Raw genomic sequence first — 17,547 nt, 5'->3', positions numbered from 1 at the left:
CACGGGGTTCAGGATTCGCCGGCGAATGTGCCCGCGGCCGGCTCGGGCGCGCGCAGCGCGGCGCGCACCACGAACGTCATCAGCACCGCGAACAGCAACGTCGCCGCGAGGAAGTACAGGCCGGCCGCGAGGCTGCCGGTCGACGCCTTGATCAGGCCGATGCCGTACGGCCCCAGGTAGCCGCCGAGATTCGCGAGCGAATTGATCGCGGCGATGCCGACCGCCGCGCTCGTGCCGGTGAGGAATTCGCCGGGCAGCGCCCACACGACGGCCTGGATCGAATACAGCGAGAACGCGGTCAGGCAGATGAACAGGAACTGCAGCGCCGGTTCGCGCACCCACGCGCTCGCGCCCATCGTCACGGCGGCGGCCGCCGACACGACGACGATGTGCCAGTAACGCTCGCGCTTGCGATCCGAATGACGCGGCACGACGAGCAGGCCGACCACCGCGAACAGGTACGGCACCGCGGACAGCATCCCCGTCGCCGCATCGCCGGTGCCGAACGCGTGGATGATCGTCGGCAGCCACAGCGACAGCCCGTAGATGCACAGCGGAAACGGCAGGAACAGCGCGGCGAGCAGCAGTACGCGGCGGTCGCGCAATGCGGCGAGCGGATTGCCGTGCGAATCGGGGCGATACGTGTCGCGATCGGCGGCGAGCTGCCGCGCGATCCAGCGGCGCTCGTCGTCGTTCAGCCAGCGCGCATGCGCGGGCGATTCGGGCAGCAGCCGCAGCGTGGGCCACGCGAGCAGCACGGCCGGCAGGCCGCTGACGACGAACAGCGTCTGCCAGTCCGACAGGCCGAACAGCCCGTGCGTCGACAGCAGCCAACCGGCGAGCGGGCCCGTCACGATGCCGGCGAGCGGCTGCGCAAGGACGAGCAGCCCGATCACGCGGGCACGGTCGCGCATCGGGAACCATTGCGTGAGGAAGTACAGGATGCCGGGATAGAGGCCGGCTTCCGCCGCGCCGAGCAGGAAGCGCAGCGCGTAGAAGCTGGCCGGCCCCTGTACCAGCGCCATCGCCATCGTGATCACGCCCCACGTCGCGAGGATGCGTGCGAACCAGACGCGCGCGCCGAAGCGTCCGAGCGCGAGGTTGCTCGGCACCTCGCACAGGAAGTAGCCGATGAAGAACAGTCCGGCGCCGAGTCCGTACGCGGCATCGCCGAGGCCGATCGCCGCGTTCATGTGCAGCTTCGCGAAGCCGACGACGGTACGGTCGACGTAGGCGACCACGTAGATCAGCGCGAGGAACGGCACGAGCTTGCGCGTGAGCAGGCGGGTCAGTTGCCGTTCGTCGACGGCTGCCGGCGACTCGGACTGGTCCGCCACGGCGTGCGCGGGGGGGTACTGCGTCGTCATCTTGTCTCCTGTCGGCCACCGTTAGCGCTTTAGCGCTTACGGGGGCCCCATGCTTCGCGGTCGGCGTACGTTGGCGCTTTAGCGCTTACGTACGCCCCATGCTTCGCGGTCGGTCACCGTTAGCGCTTTAGCGCTTACGGGGGTCCCATGCTTCGCGGTCGGCGTACGTTGGCGCCTTAACGCTTACGTACGCCCCAAGCTTTACGGTCGGCCTACGTTGGCGCTTTAGCGCTTGCGTACGCCCCATGCTTTGCGGTCGGCCCGCATTAGCGCTTTAGTGCTTGCGTGCCCCCCATGCTTCGCGCTCGACCACGGCCGGCGCGTCACTCGTTTCCCTCAGGCCCCGCCGCGGTCCGCGTCCCTGCACGGCTATGCGCCGCTCAATGCGAATGGCTCGGCACGTCCGCGCCGCGCGTGCCGACCAGGAAGTCGAGGTCGCACCCCTCGTCGGCCTGCAGCACGTGATCGATATACAGCCGCGCATAGCCGCCCTTGCCGAGCTGCCCGGCCACGCCCGGCGCCGCGGTCGGATCGACGTCCGACAGGCGCCGCTGCAGTTCGTCATCCGAAATGTCCAGATGCAGCGTGCCGGCCTCGCAGTCGAGCTCGATCCAGTCGCCGTTGCGCACGGCGGCCAACGGGCCACCCGCGGCCGCTTCCGGCGCGACGTGCAGCACGACCGTGCCGTACGCGGTGCCGCTCATCCGCGCATCCGAGATCCGCACCATGTCCTTCACGCCCTGGCGCAGCAGCTTCGGCGGCAGCCCCATGTTGCCGACCTCGGCCATCCCCGGATAACCGCGCGGCCCGCAGTTCTTCAGCACCAGCACCGAGCTCGCGTCGACGTCGAGTGCTTCGTCGTTGATCGTCGCCTTGTAGTGATCGAGATTCTCGAACACCACCGCGCGGCCGCGATGCTTCAGCAGCTCGGGGCTCGCCGCCGACGGCTTCAGCACCGCGCCGCGCGGCGCGAGATTGCCGCGCAGGATGCAGATCCCGCCGTCGGCGATCAGCGGCCGGTCGAGCGGGCGGATCACCTCGTCGTCGTAGTTCGGCGCTTCGCGCACGTTGTCCCACAGCGACTTGCCGTTGACCGTCAGCGCGTCCGGGTGCGGCAGCAGCCCGCCTTCGCCGAGCCGGCGCAGCACGGCCGGCAGCCCGCCCGCGTAATAGAACTCCTCCATCAGGAAGCGCCCCGACGGCATCAGGTCGACGATCGTCGGCGTGTCGCGGCCGATGCGCATCCAGTCCTCGAGTTCGAGCGGCACGCCGATGCGGCCCGCGATCGCCTTCAGGTGGATCACCGCGTTGGTCGAGCCGCCGATCGCCGCGTTCGCGCGGATCGCGTTCTCGAATGCGGCACGCGTCAGGACCTTCGACAGCACGAGCCCTTCGAGCGCCATCTCGACGATGCGGATGCCCGACATGTGCGCGAGCACATAGCGGCGCGAATCGACCGCCGGAATCGCCGCGTTGTGCGGCAGCGCGACGCCGAGCGCCTCGGCCATGCACGCCATCGTCGACGCGGTGCCCATCGTGTTGCAGGTGCCGGCCGAGCGCGACATGCCGGCCTCGGCCGACAGGAAGTGGTGCAGGTCGATCTCGCCCGCCTTCAGCGCTTCATGCAGCTGCCACACGGCCGTGCCCGAGCCGATGTTCTTGCCTTCGAGCTTGCCGTTCAGCATCGGCCCGCCCGACACGACGATCGCCGGCACGTCGCAGCTCGCCGCACCCATCAGCAGCGCGGGGGTCGTCTTGTCGCAACCGGCGAGCAGCACGACCGCGTCGATCGGGTTGCCGCGGATCGCTTCCTCGACGTCCATCGACGCCAGGTTGCGCGTGAGCATCGCCGACGGCCGCAGGTTCGATTCGCCGTTCGAGAACACCGGGAACTCGACCGGGAACCCGCCCGCCTCGGAGATCCCGCGCTTCACGTGCTCCGCGAGCTTGCGGAAGTGCGCGTTGCACGGCGTCAGTTCGGACCACGTGTTGCAGATGCCGATGATCGGCCGGCCGTCGAACTCGTGATCGGGGATGCCCTGGTTCTTCATCCAGCTCCGGTACATGAAGCCGTTCTTGTCGTTGGTGCCGAACCATTGGGTGGAGCGCAGCCTGGGTTTCGTTGCCGACATCGTCAGTCCTGTGGTGACGGGATACCGGCGCAGTCTAGGCAGAATTTTGATAACTGGCTAATGACGTTTTAGGCGATTATGATATCGATTCCGATATCGATATAAACCCGTACGATGCCCGAAGCCAGCCCGTGGGGAAACCGCAGCCGCCTGAAGACGCGCCAGCTCCTGCTGGTCGTCGCGCTCGCCGACGAAGGCAGCATCCACCGCGCGGCGGCCGCGCTGAGCATGACGCAGCCGGCCGCGTCGAAGCTGCTGCGCGAGCTCGAGGAATCGATCGGCGCGGTGCTGTTCGAGCGGCTGCCGCGCGGGATGCGGCCGACGCTGTACGGCGACGCGCTGATCCGCCACGCGCGCGCGGCGCTCGGCAGCCTCGACCAGGCGCGCGAGGAGCTGGCCGCGCTGAAGGCCGGCCATCTCGGGCACGTGGCGGTGGGCGCGATCACGTCGCCGGGGCTGCGGCTCGTGCCGCCGGCCGTCGCGGCCGTCAAGGGAACGCATGCGAACGTGCGCGTGTCGGTGACGATCGACACGAGCAACGCGCTGCTCGAACACCTCGCGCAGGACAAGCTCGACATCGTGCTCGGCCGGCTGTCCGCCGAACACGACAAGCTGCACCTGCGCTACGAGCCGCTAACCGGCGAGCCGGTCGCCGCGGTCGTGCGGCCGGGCCATCCGCTGCTCGCGCAGGCGCCGCTGTCGCTCGCCGATGTGCAGCGCGCCGCGTGGGTCATGCCGCCGGCCGGCAGCGTGCTGCGTCACCGCTTCGAGCTCGTGTTCCAGCGCGCGAGCCTGGCGCCGCCCGCGAACGTGGTCGAGACGGCGGCGCTGCTGTTCATCACGCAGCTGATCGAGCAGAGCGACATGATCGCGGTGCTCGCGGAGGACGTCGCGCTGTACTACGCGCGCCACGGGATCGTCACGGTGCTGCCGCTGGAGATGGATTGCCGGATGGACGATTTCGGGATCATCACACGCACGGACCGGCTGCCGTCGCCGGCTGTCGAGGTGATGGCCGATGCGATTCGGGCGGCGGCGCGGGAGGTGTACGGGGTCGTGTTGTGAGGCGACGCGGCCCGGTTTCGTCGAGCCTGCTCGCCTGTCGAAAGACACGCGTGCGCTCGCGTCCCGCGTTTCGGTTACGCCCGGTACGCAGCGAACCCCGCCCGTTCCACGGCATGCATCACGCTTCCGCGACCTCGATCACCGGCTCGCACCGGATCGGGAAGTTCACGGAGTTCGCCACATAGCACTTCGCATGCGCGTCATGATGCAGCCGCTCGGCGAGCGCACGATCGTCGCCCGCCTGGATCGTCACGCGCGGATGCAGCACGATTTCGGTGAAGCGCCCCGGCCCGGGGCTGTCGAGCATCGTCCCTTCCGCGTCATCCACATACGCCAGCACGCGGATCCCCGCATCGGAACACAGATGCAGATACCAGAGCTTGTGACACGCCGAGGCCGACGCGAGCAGCAAGTCTTCCGGATTCCAGCGCGCCGCGTCGCCGCGGAACGCCGCGTCCGACGAGCCCGGAATGTCCGGCTTCGAACCCGCGCGGATCACGTGATCGCGGCCGTATTCGCGATACCCCGACGTGCCGGTTCCCCGGTTGCCGGTCCACTCCACTGCCACGCGGTACTTGTGTTCGCCATGCGCCATCTCGCTCTCCTTCGATATCGGAACGTGAGGCCGTCATTGTGGCACCGGAATGTCATTTGGTATACCATTATTCCAAAATGAGGAGCACGGGAACATGGAAGCCAGACTCGATTCGACGGCGGACGCGGTGGCTGCATCGTTGCGGGAGATGATCATCAACGGCGAGTTGCAGGCAGGCGAGCGGCTCGTCGAGCGCGACCTCGCCGAACGCTTCGGCATCAGCCGGATTCCGATGCGCGAGGCGATCCAGCGCCTCGAACGCGAAGGATTGCTGGATATCTTCAGGAATCGCGGCGCGGTCGTGCGGATGCTGAGCGCATCCGACGTGCAGGAGATCTACGACATGCGCGCGCTGCTCGAAGGCGACGCGATCTACCGCAGCGTGAAGCGGCTCGACGACGAAACACTCGCGCGCGCCGAACTCGTGCACAGGCTGCTCGGCGAATCGAACGTGCCGCGCCGGCAAGGCGAGCTGAACCGCGAATTCCATGCGCTGCTGTACTCGTGCTGCGGCAACGAGCGGCAGTTGAAGGCGATCGCGGAGCTGCGCAGCCAGGTCGAGCGCTACGAGCGACTGCAGGCGACGTTGCTCGCGGATACGCCGTCATTCCAGGTCGAGCATGAGGAAATCCTGCAAGCGTGCCGCGAACGCAATGCACGTGGCGCCCGCGCGATGACGGTCGCGCACCTCGATTCGGCCCGACGCATCGTGATGCGGCTCGTCGAGGACGATCTGCGCCTTGGGGCGTGATCGAGCCACTCGTGTGATTCCATCTACCGGCCCGCGGCCGGCCTCTACTCAGGCTTAGCCCGTCGGCTTCGGCTTCGGCTTCGGCTTCGGCTTCGGCTTCGGCTTCGGCTTCGGCAAGCATGACACTACGCGACGCGCCCCGCGTGGCCGCCTTCTCCCGCTAAGCCATCGCGCACCGCCCCCGTCGTCCCTCGCACCACCAGCCGCGGCACCGACGCCGTCCGCACGCGCGATGCATCGTCGACCTGACCGCCCGCCTCGCGCAACGCGTTGAGCAGTTCGACCGCGAGCCCCGCGGCCTCGGCGGTCGGAATCGCGACGGTCGTCAACGTAGGACGCGTATCGCTCGCCAGATGAATATCGGTGATGCCGACGATCGACAGATCGTCGGGCACACGCCGGCCGCGATCGGCGGCCGCATGCAGCGCGCCGATCGCGGGCAGGTCGTTGGTCGCGACCAGCGCGGTCAGCCCGGGATGAGCGTCGAGCAGCCGCCCGGCCGCACGCACGCCGCCTTCGATCGAATCGGGCTCGGCCGCGACGATCGACGCGTCGAGCCCCGCTTCGCGCATCACATCGACGAAGCCGTCGTAGCGCGCCGCCTGCACACCGCTCGCCGAGCCGCCGACGATCACACCAATGGACTTGTGCCCGAGCTCGACCAGATGCCGCGTCGCAATCCGCCCCGCCTCGCGAAAATCCACCGCGACGCACGGCAAGCCTTCGGGCGGCGCATCGGGCCGCTCCCACAGACACAGCACGACCGGCACGCCGCGCCGCGCGACGTCGACCAGATCCGGCAGGTGCAGGTTCGCGTTGGTCACGAGAATCCCCTCGGAAATCGTGCCGGCGATCTGGTCGAGATACGCGCGCCCCTGCAACGGATCTTCGTTCGTATTGCAGACGATCAGGAATTGCCCGTTGCGCCGCACCGCGCGCTCGACCGCGAGCGCGAACTCCGGATAGAACGGGTTCGCGATGCTCGACACCATCAGCGCGACCGTCGGCGCGCGCCCTTCAGCCAGCGCCCGCGCGGCCAGATGCGGCCGGTAGCCGAGCGCCTGCACCGCTTCGAGCACCCGCGCGCGGGTGGCTTCGCCGACCCGGCCGCGGTTGCGCAGCACGTTCGAGACCGTCGCGGCCGTCACGCCGGCGCGACGGGCCACTTCATCCAGTGTCGCCATGATTTGCCCACTATATGAGACGTCGATCCAGTATTTGCTTCGCTCACCGAAGCGGCGCACTATCGCCGCACACCCTGCCGCCCGACCGACGGGCGCGACTCGGCCGCGATCGCGATCGGCTCTTTTTTTGATCGCGTTGCTTAAGCGCTTAAGCATCGACGAAGGCGCATTAGAACATGGAGCGGAGACAATGGCGAGCATCTCGATGCGACGCGTGCAGAAAGCCTATGGCGAGCACGCGCCGGTCATTCGCGACGTCGATCTGGAGATCGGCGCGCACGAGTTCTGCGTGTTCCTCGGCCCGTCCGGCTGCGGCAAGTCGACCCTGCTGCGGATGATCGCGGGCCTCGAGGACCTGAGCGACGGCGAGCTGTCGATCGACGGCCGCCGCGTCGACGACGTGCCGGCCGCCGAGCGCGGCGTCGCGATGGTGTTCCAGAGCTACGCGCTGTTTCCGCACATGACGGTCTACGAGAACATGGCGTTCGGGCTGAAGCTCGCGCGCGTGCCGAAGGCCGAGATCGACCGGAAGGTGCGCGACGCCGCGCGGATCCTGCAGCTCGACACGCTGCTCGAGCGCAAGCCGAAGGCGCTGTCCGGCGGCCAGCGGCAGCGCGTCGCGATCGGCCGCGCGATCGTGCGCGAGCCCGGCGTGTTCCTGTTCGACGAGCCGCTGTCGAACCTCGACGCGGCGCTGCGCGGCCAGACCCGCATCGAGATCGCGAAACTGCACCGGCAGTTCGAGCGCGCGAGCGTCGTCTACGTGACGCACGACCAGACCGAAGCGATGACGCTCGCCGACAAGATCGTGCTGCTGCACGCCGGCGCGGACACCGCGCGACACGGCAGCATCGCGCAGGTCGGCGCGCCGCTCGACCTCTATCACCATCCGGCGAGCCGCTTCGTCGCCGGCTTCATCGGCTCGCCGCGGATGAACTTCCTGCCAGCCGTCGTCACCGCCTGCGACGCGCGGCGCACGATCGTCACCGTCGTGTTGTCCGGCGAAACCTTCACGCTGCCGCGCGACGGTTCCGCGCTCGCGGTCGGCGCGGCCGTCACGCTCGGTATCCGCCCCGAACACCTGACGCTCGACGCCGCGCACGACGCGACGACGCTCGCGCGCGACGTCGCGCTCGTCGAACGCCTCGGCGAGCAGACCTACGTGCACCTCGACCAGCCCGGCGGCACGCCGCTGATCGCGAAGGTGCCCGGCGACGCCCCGCTGCGCCGCGGCGAACGCGTGCACGCGCATGCGCCGGCCGCCGCCTGCCACCTCTTCACCGAAGACGGCCACGCGGTGCCCGCGTGCGCCGACCTTCCCGTCCACCACTACGCATAAGGATCGGGCATGCGCCTCGGAGTCTGTTACTACCCGGAACACTGGCCGGAATCGATGTGGGCCGACGACGCCCGCCGGATGAAGGCACTTGGCATCGCGCAAGTGCGGATCGCCGAATTCGCATGGAGCCGCATCGAGCCGTCGCCGGGCGAATACGACTGGGGCTGGCTCGACCGCGCGGTCGACGTGCTCGGCACGGCCGGCCTCGAGATCGTGATGTGCACGCCGACCGCGACACCGCCGAAATGGCTCGTCGACCGTCACCCCGACATCCTCGCGATCGGCGCGGACGGCCGGCCGCGCAAGTTCGGCTCGCGCCGCCACTACGACTTCTCGTCGCCGACCTATCTGGAAGCGTCGCGCCGCATCTGCACCGCGGTCGCCGAACGCTACGGCCGCCACCCGGCCGTGCGCTACTGGCAGACCGACAACGAACTCGGCTGCCACCAGACGGTCGTCAGCTACTCGCCCGCCGCGCTCGTGCGTTTTCGCGGATGGCTGCAGGCGCGCTACGGCACGATCGACGCGTTGAACCGTGCGTGGGGCACCGTGTTCTGGAGCATGGAGTACCGGCATTTCGACGAAGTCGATGCGCCGGTCGGCACCGTGACCGAAGCGCATCCGTCGCACCGCCTCGACTACCGGCGCTTCGCGTCGGATGAAGTCGCGCGCTATCACCGGATGCAGGTCGACGTGATCCGCGCGCATTCGCCGGGCCGCCCCGTCGCGCACAACTTCATGCAGCTCTTCACCGAGTTCGATCATTACGACGTGGCGCGCGACCTCGACGTCGCGACCTGGGACAGCTATCCGCTCGGCGCGCTCGAGGAGCAATGGTTCGCGCCCGACGTGAAGGCGCGCTGGCTGCGCACCGGCCATCCGGATTTCGCGTCGTTCAATCACGACCTCTATCGCGGCATGTCGAAGCTGCCGTTCTGGGTGATGGAGCAGCAGCCGGGCCCCGTGAACTGGGCGCAGTGGAACCCCGCGCCGCTGCCGGGCATGGTGCGGCTGTGGAGCTGGGAAGCGTTCGCGCACGGCGCCGGCTGCGTGTCGTACTTCCGCTGGCGGCAGGCGCCGTTCGCGCAGGAGCAGATGCATGCGGGCCTGCACACGCCCGACGACCGGCTCGACGAAGGCGGCCGCGAAGCGCAGCGCGTCGCGCAGGAGATCGCCGCCGTGCTCGACGCAGGTGCCGATGCCGACGCGAACGGCGCGGTGCGTGCACCCGTCGCGCTGGTGTTCGACTACGAAGCGAAGTGGCTGTTCGAAGTGCAGCCGCAAGGCGCCGATTTCCACTACCCGCGCTTCGCGTTCGAGTACTACTCGGCGCTGCGTTCGCTCGGCCTCGACGTCGACATCGTTTCCGCGCACGCGCCGCTCGACGGCTACCGGCTCGTCGTCGCGCCGCCGCTGCCGGTCGTGCCGGACGACTTCGCGGCACGGCTCGCTGCCTCCGGCGCACATGCGGTGTTCGGTCCGCGCACCGGCTCGAAGACCGCCGACCTGCGGATTCCGCCGACGCTGCCGCCCGGCCCGCTCGCGTCGATCCTGCCGATGCGCGTGTGGCGCGTCGAATCGCTGCGGCCGAACGTGACCGAGCGGATCGACGGCACGCTGCGCGACGGCGCGCCGCTCACCGGCGACGCGCGTCACTGGCGCGACCTCGTCGAACTGCGCGACGACGACGCGCGCAGCGTCGTGCGCGCGCGTTTCGCCGACGGTCATCCGGCCTGCGTATCGCACGGCACGCTGCACTACTGGGCCGCGCTGTTCGACGACGCGACCACCGCGCGCCTGTTCGCCGACGTCGCGGCCGAAGCCGGCCTGACACCGTCGCCGCTCGGCGACGGCGTGCGCGTGAGCCGGCGCGGCGGCCTGACCTACGTATTCAACTACGGCAGCACGCCGCACACGATCGATGCAGTGCCGCCGTCCGCGTTCGTGGTCGGCGCCGCGCAGGTCGAGCCGCAAGGCGTCGCCGTGTATCGAAGCGGTTCGTAGCAGCCGTTCGTAGCAACCGCCCCCGGCGCCGCGACGCGCCGGTCACGCACAACGACAGACAGGAATGGAGACACCCATGACACATCGCCCCCTTCGCGTCGCCGCCCCGCTTGCGACCGCCGCCGCCATCGCGTTCGCTTCGTTCGGCGCCGCGGCGCCGGCCGACGCGGGCACGCTGACGATCAACATCGCGTTCAAGGGCGCCAGCCAGCGCGCGGTCTGGCAGTCGACGATCGAAGCGTTCCACAAGGCCCATCCCGACATCGACGTGAAGCCCACCTTCGTCGACGAGGAAGCGTACAAGGTGCAGCTCCCCGCATGGCTCACGACCGTCGCGCCCGACGTCGTGAACTGGCACGCGGGCGAGCGCATGGCGTACTACGCGAAGCGCGGGCTGTTCGAGGACCTGAGCGGCGACTGGAAGAAGAACGGCTGGGACGCGATGTACGCGTCGACGCGCAGCGCATCGTCCTATAACGGCAAGCAGTATGCGGCGCCGACCGTCTATTACTCGTGGGGGCTGTTCTACCGCAAGGACCTGTTCAGCAAGGTCGGCATCGCCGACGAGCCGAAGACCTGGGACCAGTTTCTCGATGCATGCAGGAAACTGAAGGCGGCCGGCATCACGCCGATCGCGATCGGCGGCCGCGACGCGTGGACGCTCGCCGGCTGGTTCGACTATCTCGACCTGCGCCTGAACGGCAACGCGTTCCACCAGCAGCTGATGGCTGGCGACGTGCCGTATACCGATCCACGCGTGAAGAAGGTCTACACGACGTGGAAATCGCTGATCGACTTGGGCTACTTCATCGACAACGCGCTGTCCTACGATCTCGACGGCGCGCAGCCGTTCCTGTTCCAGGGCAAGGCCGCGATGATGCTGATGGGCACCTTCATCGCCGCGGGCTTTCCGCCGAACGTGAAGCAGGAAATGGGCTATTACCGTTTCCCGATCATCGACCCGAAGGTGCCGACCGCCGAGGACGGCCCGGTCGAATCGCTGCACATCCCGACCAAGGCGAAGAACAAGGCCGACGCGCATACCTTCCTCGCGTTCGTCGAAACGCCCGAGATGGGCGCGAAGCTCGCCGAAGGGCTCGGTTCGCTGTCGGCCAACGGCAAGTCGCCGGAGCCGGCCGATCCGATCTCGCGCATCGGCTTCCGGATCCTCGCCGACACCCGCGGCGGCGTCGCGCAGTTCTACGACCGCGACATGACGAAGGAAATGGCCGACGAAGGGATGAAGGGGATGCAGCAGTTCGTCGCGAATCCCGCGCAGCTCGACACCGTGCTCGCGCAACTCGAACAGACCCGCAAGCGGATCTACAAGAAGTAACCGCGTGACCCCCGCGGCGGCCGAGTGCCGCCGCATCCGCCCAGGAGGCTTGCCGTGTCCAGTCCGATCACGTCCAGACCCGTCGCAACGCCGGCTGCCCCGGCTGCCCCGGCTGCTCCGGCCGCCGCCGCGCCGCCGGCCCGCAACTCGCCTGCCGCGCTGCGCGCGCGCCGCCCGTCGCCGGCCGTGCGGCGACAACGGCGCGCCGCGTGGCTCTTTCTCGCGCCCGCGTGCGCAATGGTTGCCGTCTATGTGATCTGGCCGATCCTGTCGACGCTGTGGCTGAGCCTCTGCAACTGGGACGGGATGACCGAGCGCACGTTCGTCGGCCTCGCGAACTACGCCGAGCTGCTGCAAGCGCCGACGTTCTACACCGCGCTGCGCAACAACGTGATCTGGCTCGGGCTGTTCATGCTCGCGCCGCCGCTCGGCCTCGCGCTCGCGCTGTACCTGAACCAGGCGGTCGCCGGCATCCGGCTCGTGAAGTCGCTGTTCTTCGCGCCGTTCGTGCTGTCGGGCGTGGTCGTCGGCCTGATCTTCTCGTGGTTCTACGATCCGACCTTCGGGCTGCTCGCGCTGATCGCCGGGCACGGGATCCCGGTGCTCGGCGATGCGCGCTATGCGACCTTCGGCATCGTGTTCGCCGCGCTGTGGCCGCAGACCGCGTACTGCATGATCCTGTACCTCACCGGCCTCACGTCGGTGAACCCGGAGCAGATCGAAGCGGCACGGATGGAAGGCGCGCGCGGCTTCGCGCTGCTGTGGCACGTCGTGCTGCCGCAATTGCGGCCGACCACGTTCATGGCGATCGTCGTCACGGTGATCGGCGCGCTGCGCAGCTTCGACCTGATTTCGGTGATGACGGGCGGCGGCCCGTTCGAAAGCTCGACCGTGCTCGCGTATTACATGTACGACCAGGCGATCAAGTATTACCGGCTCGGCTATTCCGCGTCGATCGCGGTCGTGCTGTTCGCGATCATGCTCGTCTACATCGTGTTCCAGTTGCGCCGCATGCTGCGCAACGAGCAGTGACCTGACCTTCCGGGGAACCATTCATCATGTTTCCAACGCCCGTTGCCCACTGGAAGCCGGTATCGCGCCGGCTGTACAAGCTGTCGCTGCCCGTCGCGCTCGTGATCTGGCTGCTGCCGATGATCGCGGTGTTCGTCACGTCGGTGCGCTCGACCGAGGAACTGGTCGAAGGTCACTACTGGGGCTGGCCGCGGCACTTCTCGATGATCGAGAACTATCGCGACGCGCTGACCACGTCGCCGATGCTGCATTACTTCTGGAACAGCGTGCAGATCACGGTGCCGTCGGTGCTCGGGTCGATCGCGCTCGCGGCGATGGCCGGGTTCGCGCTGGCGACTTACCGGTTTCGCGGGAATGCCGCGCTGTTCGGGACCTTCGTCGCGGGGAATTTCGTGCCGGTGCAGGTGCTGATGATTCCGGTTCGCGACTTGTCGCTGAGGCTCGGGGTGTTCAATACGGTCGAGGCGCTGATTCTCTTTCACGTCGCGTTTCAGACGGGGTTCTGTACGCTGTTTCTGCGCAATTTCATCAAGCAGCTGCCGTTCGAGCTGATCGAGGCGGCGCGGATCGAAGGCGCGGGCGAGTGGACGGTGTTCTGGCGGATCGTGTTGCCGTTGATCCGGCCGGCGCTGGCCGCGCTCGCGATTCTCGTGTTTACGTTCGTGTGGAACGATTACTTCTGGGCGCTGTGTCTCACGCAAGGTGACGAGGCCGCGCCGATTACCGCGGGTGTGGCGGCGCTGAAGGGGCAATGGACGACTTCCTGGAACCTTGTTTCGGCCGGGTCGATTCTCGCTGCGTTGCCGTCGGTCGCGATGTTCTTCGCGATGCAGAAGCATTTCGTCGCGGGGCTCACGTTTGGGGCGACGAAAGGGTGAGCCGACGCCGAGCGCTGATCGCGGCTGTCTGCTCGCGGATTCGCATCTCCCCCTCTTCATCGAGAGGATTGCCCGCTTCGGCGGGCTTTTTTGCGCGTTTCGGGTACGAACTACACCCCAATTTCGCCCGATTCAACCGCCTGAGCGCATGTCGCGCAGCGGCTAAACAGGTCGTGTCGGGCCACGCATCGAATAGGCCGCATCGCCAGCTCGACATGCTTGACACACGCCCTGACGTCATCGGCCACGCTGGTTCACGTGACTCAAGTCCACCCTTCGAGCCGCAACGTCGAGCGCACGAGCCGCTGCTCCTCCTCTTCGATCTCTCGCAGATACTCGACGCACTGCCGGATATGCTCGCTCGCCGCCTTGCGCGCCTGGTCGGGCAGCCGCCCCGTCACCGCGTTGTAGAGCCGCGCGTGCTGGCGGTCGATCTGCTTCTTCAGCGGCTCGCGATGATAGAGGTTGTTCACCGACGCGAACACGGAGCTGAGCAGCAGATCGGTCAGCGACTGCAGCGTGTTGACCAGCACCGGATTGTGCGACGCCTCGCAGATCGCGAGATGGAACGCATGGTCGAGCTTCGCGCGCGCGGCCGGATCGAGATCCTGCGCATCGGCCGCCGTCATCTCCTCGTAGCGGCGCTTGATCAGGATGAAGTCAGCGGGTGTGCCGCGCAGCGCGGCGAGCCGCGCGGCTTCGGTCTCGAGCATGCCGCGCACCTCGAACAGGTCGTACAGCGTGCGCGGCTGCGAGCCGAGCAGATGCATCATCGGCGAGACTTCGCGCTGCGGGGTCAGGCTCGCGACGAACGAGCCCTTGCCGTGCGTCGTGTCGATGATCCCGCGCGCGCGCAGCAGCTTCATCCCTTCGCGCACGGCCGTGCGCGACACGCCGAGCTTCTCGGTCAGCCGACGTTCGGACGGCAGCGCCTGCCCGGCCTTCAACACGCCGTCGACGATCAGCTGCTCGATCCGCTCGGCGACGACATCGGCGACATTGCGCGCCGGCGCTTGTCGATTCTGCATTTCCATACTGGTATGACCACTTTGGACTGATGTCGCCGATTTTCGCACAAACCCTTGTGCAGATTGCCTTTCCTGTCACATCGAGCCACTTCTCAAAGACACTCTAGGAAAAACTGGTATGACCACGCGGGCGGCATCTGGACACGCCCCCGCCGCCCGCCAAGAATGCCGTCCATCGGCGTGCCGCGCGTCCTGCGGCCGCCTGCACGATGAAGATGGTGGAGACGGAGACACACGATGAGTTTCACCTACGACGAACGGATCGACGGCCCGTTGGCGACCGTCGACCGCGACACGCTCGTCGCCGCGCTCGACGCGGCGGCGCCCGGCCTCGACGTGCTGCACGAGCGCGAGGCGCTGAAGCCGTTCGAATGCGACGGCCTCGCCGCGTACCGCACGGTGCCGCTCGCGGTCGTGCTGCCCGACACGGTCGAGCAGGTGCGCGCGGTGCTGCGCGTCGCGGCCGCGCACGGCGTGCCGGTCGTCGCGCGCGGCGCGGGCACCGGGCTGTCGGGCGGCGCGATGCCGCTCGAAAAAGGCATCCTGCTCGTGATGTCGAAGTTCAACCGGATCCTGGAAATCGACGCCGACGCCGGCATCGCGCGCGTGCAGCCGGGCGTGCGCAACCTCGCGATCTCGCAGGCCGCGGCACCCTACGGCCTCTACTACGCGCCCGATCCGTCGTCGCAGATCGCCTGCTCGATCGGCGGCAACGTCGCCGAAAACGCGGGCGGCGTGCACTGCCTGAAATACGGGCTGACGGTGCACAACATCCTGAAGGCCGAGACCCTGACGATCGACGGCGACACGCTGACGCTCGGCGCCGACGCGCTCGACGCCCCCGGCTTCGACCTGCTCGCGCTGTTCACCGGCTCCGAGGGGATGCTCGGCATCGTCACCGAGGTGACGGTGAAGCTGCTGCCGAAACCGTCGAGCGTGAAGGTGCTGATGGCGAGCTTCGACGACGTGGCCGAAGCCGGCGCGGCGGTCGCGCGGATCATCGGCGCGGGCGTGATTCCCGGCGGGCTCGAGATGATGGACAACCTCGCGATCCGCGCGGCCGAGGACTTCATCCACGCCGGCTACCCGGTCGACGCGCAGGCGATCCTGCTGTGCGAACTCGACGGCGCCGCGACCGATGTCGACGAAGACGCCGAACGCGTGGCCGCGCTGCTGCGCGACGCCGGCGCGTCGGAGATCCGCGTCGCGCGCGACGAAGCGGAGCGGCAACGCTTCTGGGCCGGCCGCAAGAACGCGTTCCCGGCGGTCGGCCGCATGTCGCCCGACTACTACTGCATGGACGGCACGATCCCGCGCCGCGAGCTGCCGCGCGTGCTCGAAGGGATCGCCGCGCTGTCCGCGCAATACGCGCTGCCGGTCGCGAACGTGTTCCATGCGGGCGACGGCAACATGCATCCGCTGATCCTGTTCGACGCGAACCGTCCCGGCGAGCTCGACCGCGCGGAAGCGCTCGGCGGCAAGATCCTCGAACTGTGCGTCGCGGCAGGCGGCAGCATCACCGGCGAACACGGTGTCGGGCGCGAGAAGATCAACCAGATGTGCGTGCAGTTCAACGCCGACGAAATCACGTTCTTCCACGCGGTGAAGGCCGCGTTCGATCCGCAGCGCCTGCTCAACCCCGGCAAGAACATCCCGACGCTGCACCGCTGCGCCGAGTTCGGCGCGATGCACGTCCATCACGGCAAGCTGCCGTTTCCCGAACTGGAGCGCTTCTGATGCGACGCGAACGCGAACCCGAATCGATCGACGACAGCGCGGCGCTCGTCGCGCAGGTCGACGCCGCGATCCACGCGCGCCAGCCGCTGCACATCCGCGGCGCGGGCACGAAGGCGTTCGTCGGCCGCGCGGTCGAAGGCCGCGCGCTCGACGTGCGCACGCACCGCGGCATCGTCGCGTACGACCCGACCGAACTTGTCATCACCGCACGCGCGGGCACGCCGCTCGCCGAACTGGAAGCGATGCTCGACGCGGCCGGCCAGATGCTGCCGTGCGAGCCGCCCACGTTCGGCGGCACGGCAACGGTCGGCGGCATGTTCGCGGCGGCGCTGTCGGGGCCGCGCCGCCCGTGGGCCGGCGCGGTGCGCGACTTCGTGCTCGGCTGTCGCGTGATCACCGGCCACGCGAAGCACCTGCGCTTCGGCGGCGAGGTGATGAAGAACGTCGCGGGCTACGACGTGTCGCGGCTCCTCGCGGGCAGTTTCGGCTGTCTCGGCGTCGTGACGGAAGTGTCGCTGAAGGTGCTGCCGAAGCCGCGCGCGACCGGCGATCTCGCCTTACAGCTCGCTGCCGCCGAAGCCGTGCAACGCGTCGCGGCATGGCGTCGCGCGGGGCTGCCGCTCGCGGGTGCGTGCCACGCGGACGGCGTGCTGCGCGTGCGGCTCGAAGGCGGCGAGGGCTCGGTGAAGGCCGCGCGCGACACGATCGGCGGCGAGCGGATGGACGATCGCGACGACGGGTTCTGGGCGCGGCTGCGCGACCTGTCGCTGCCGTTCTTCGACGATCCGCGCCCGCTGTGGCGCGTATCGGTGCCGGCGGCCGCGCCGCTCGATGCGCTGCCCGGCGCGCTGCTCGTCGACTGGGGCGGCGCGCAGCGCTGGCTGAAAAGCGACGCCGCGCCGGCCGACGTGCAGCACTTCGCAGCGCAGTGGGGCGGCCACGCGAGCTGCTTCACGCCCGGCACGACGCCCGAGCCGTTCCAGCCGCTGCCGCCCGCGCTGCTGCGCGTGCATCGGCAGCTGAAGGCGCAGCTCGATCCGCATGCGATCTTCAATCCCGGCCGCCTGTACGCGAACGTCTGACGCCAACCCGACTTCGA

At 68.5% G+C, this 17,547-nt stretch carries 14 protein-coding genes; 9 read left to right on the top strand and 5 right to left on the bottom strand.

Annotation, left to right across the window (positions count from 1 at the left end):
- Nucleotides 1-8: 8 nt before the first annotated feature.
- Both DIE12_RS06290 and DIE12_RS06285 read right to left on the bottom strand, forming a co-directional pair.
- Entirely contained in the window at nt 9-1,367 is a 1,359-nt protein-coding gene (locus tag DIE12_RS06290; RefSeq protein WP_124486000.1) for an MFS transporter, read from the bottom strand.
- A 380-nt stretch (nt 1,368-1,747) separates the two neighbouring features.
- Nucleotides 1,748-3,499: an IlvD/Edd family dehydratase gene (locus DIE12_RS06285; RefSeq protein WP_124485999.1), complete on the bottom strand. Its 1,752-nt coding sequence runs from the start codon at nt 3,497-3,499 to the stop codon at nt 1,748-1,750.
- 114 nt (nt 3,500-3,613) lie between these two features.
- Here DIE12_RS06285 and DIE12_RS06280 point away from each other — a divergent pair, with 114 nt between their 5' ends.
- Nucleotides 3,614-4,564 (top strand): LysR substrate-binding domain-containing protein, encoded by a 951-nt coding sequence (locus DIE12_RS06280; protein ID WP_124485998.1) that lies wholly within the window; start codon nt 3,614-3,616, stop codon nt 4,562-4,564.
- Nucleotides 4,565-4,682: 118 nt separating this feature from the next.
- On the opposite strand, the gene DIE12_RS06275 is transcribed toward DIE12_RS06280, so the two are convergent.
- Entirely contained in the window at nt 4,683-5,159 is a 477-nt protein-coding gene (locus tag DIE12_RS06275; RefSeq protein ID WP_124485997.1) for an OsmC family protein, read from the bottom strand.
- Nucleotides 5,160-5,253: 94 nt separating this feature from the next.
- Between DIE12_RS06275 and DIE12_RS06270 the strand changes: the two genes are divergently transcribed.
- Nucleotides 5,254-5,910, top strand: a complete 657-nt coding sequence (locus DIE12_RS06270; RefSeq protein ID WP_124485996.1) for a GntR family transcriptional regulator — start codon at nt 5,254-5,256, stop codon at nt 5,908-5,910.
- 125 nt (nt 5,911-6,035) lie between these two features.
- Here the strand turns inward: DIE12_RS06270 and DIE12_RS06260 are convergent, their stop codons facing one another.
- On the bottom strand, nt 6,036-7,094 hold the full coding sequence (locus tag DIE12_RS06260; RefSeq protein WP_124485995.1) for a LacI family DNA-binding transcriptional regulator: 1,059 nt from the start codon (nt 7,092-7,094) through the stop codon (nt 6,036-6,038).
- 190 nt (nt 7,095-7,284) lie between these two features.
- Here DIE12_RS06260 and DIE12_RS06255 point away from each other — a divergent pair, with 190 nt between their 5' ends.
- From DIE12_RS06255 to DIE12_RS06235, 5 genes are all read left to right on the top strand, one after another.
- Entirely contained in the window at nt 7,285-8,433 is a 1,149-nt protein-coding gene (locus DIE12_RS06255) for an ABC transporter ATP-binding protein (RefSeq protein WP_124485994.1), read from the top strand.
- A gap of 9 nt (nt 8,434-8,442) precedes the next feature.
- Complete coding sequence (locus DIE12_RS06250) at nt 8,443-10,437, top strand: beta-galactosidase (RefSeq protein ID WP_124485993.1); 1,995 nt, start codon at nt 8,443-8,445, stop codon at nt 10,435-10,437.
- Nucleotides 10,438-10,513: 76 nt separating this feature from the next.
- Nucleotides 10,514-11,773 carry an ABC transporter substrate-binding protein gene (locus tag DIE12_RS06245; RefSeq protein ID WP_124485992.1) on the top strand — a complete coding sequence of 420 codons (1,260 nt, stop codon included), beginning with the start codon at nt 10,514-10,516 and terminating at the stop codon, nt 11,771-11,773.
- Nucleotides 11,774-11,827: 54 nt separating this feature from the next.
- Nucleotides 11,828-12,805: a carbohydrate ABC transporter permease gene (locus DIE12_RS06240; RefSeq protein WP_124520264.1), complete on the top strand. Its 978-nt coding sequence runs from the start codon at nt 11,828-11,830 to the stop codon at nt 12,803-12,805.
- 26 nt (nt 12,806-12,831) lie between these two features.
- Complete coding sequence (locus DIE12_RS06235) at nt 12,832-13,683, top strand: carbohydrate ABC transporter permease (protein ID WP_039318652.1); 852 nt, start codon at nt 12,832-12,834, stop codon at nt 13,681-13,683.
- 263 nt (nt 13,684-13,946) lie between these two features.
- On the opposite strand, the gene glcC is transcribed toward DIE12_RS06235, so the two are convergent.
- Entirely contained in the window at nt 13,947-14,717 is a 771-nt protein-coding gene (gene glcC, locus DIE12_RS06230; RefSeq protein WP_044848878.1) for a transcriptional regulator GlcC, read from the bottom strand.
- A gap of 231 nt (nt 14,718-14,948) precedes the next feature.
- Between glcC and glcD the strand changes: the two genes are divergently transcribed.
- Entirely contained in the window at nt 14,949-16,448 is a 1,500-nt protein-coding gene (glcD, locus tag DIE12_RS06225) for a glycolate oxidase subunit GlcD (protein WP_124485990.1), read from the top strand.
- Nucleotides 16,448-17,530 carry a glycolate oxidase subunit GlcE gene (gene glcE, locus DIE12_RS06220; protein WP_124485989.1) on the top strand — a complete coding sequence of 361 codons (1,083 nt, stop codon included), beginning with the start codon at nt 16,448-16,450 and terminating at the stop codon, nt 17,528-17,530. Before glcD ends, glcE begins: the two co-directional genes overlap by 1 nt.
- Nucleotides 17,531-17,547: the final 17 nt, after the last annotated feature.

Origin of the sequence: Burkholderia sp. Bp9015, assembly GCF_003853505.1 — a bacterium.
Classification (GTDB): Bacteria; Pseudomonadota; Gammaproteobacteria; order Burkholderiales; family Burkholderiaceae; genus Burkholderia.
Note: the sequence above shows the minus strand (reverse complement) of the source record. Positions and strands in the feature narration are given on the sequence as shown.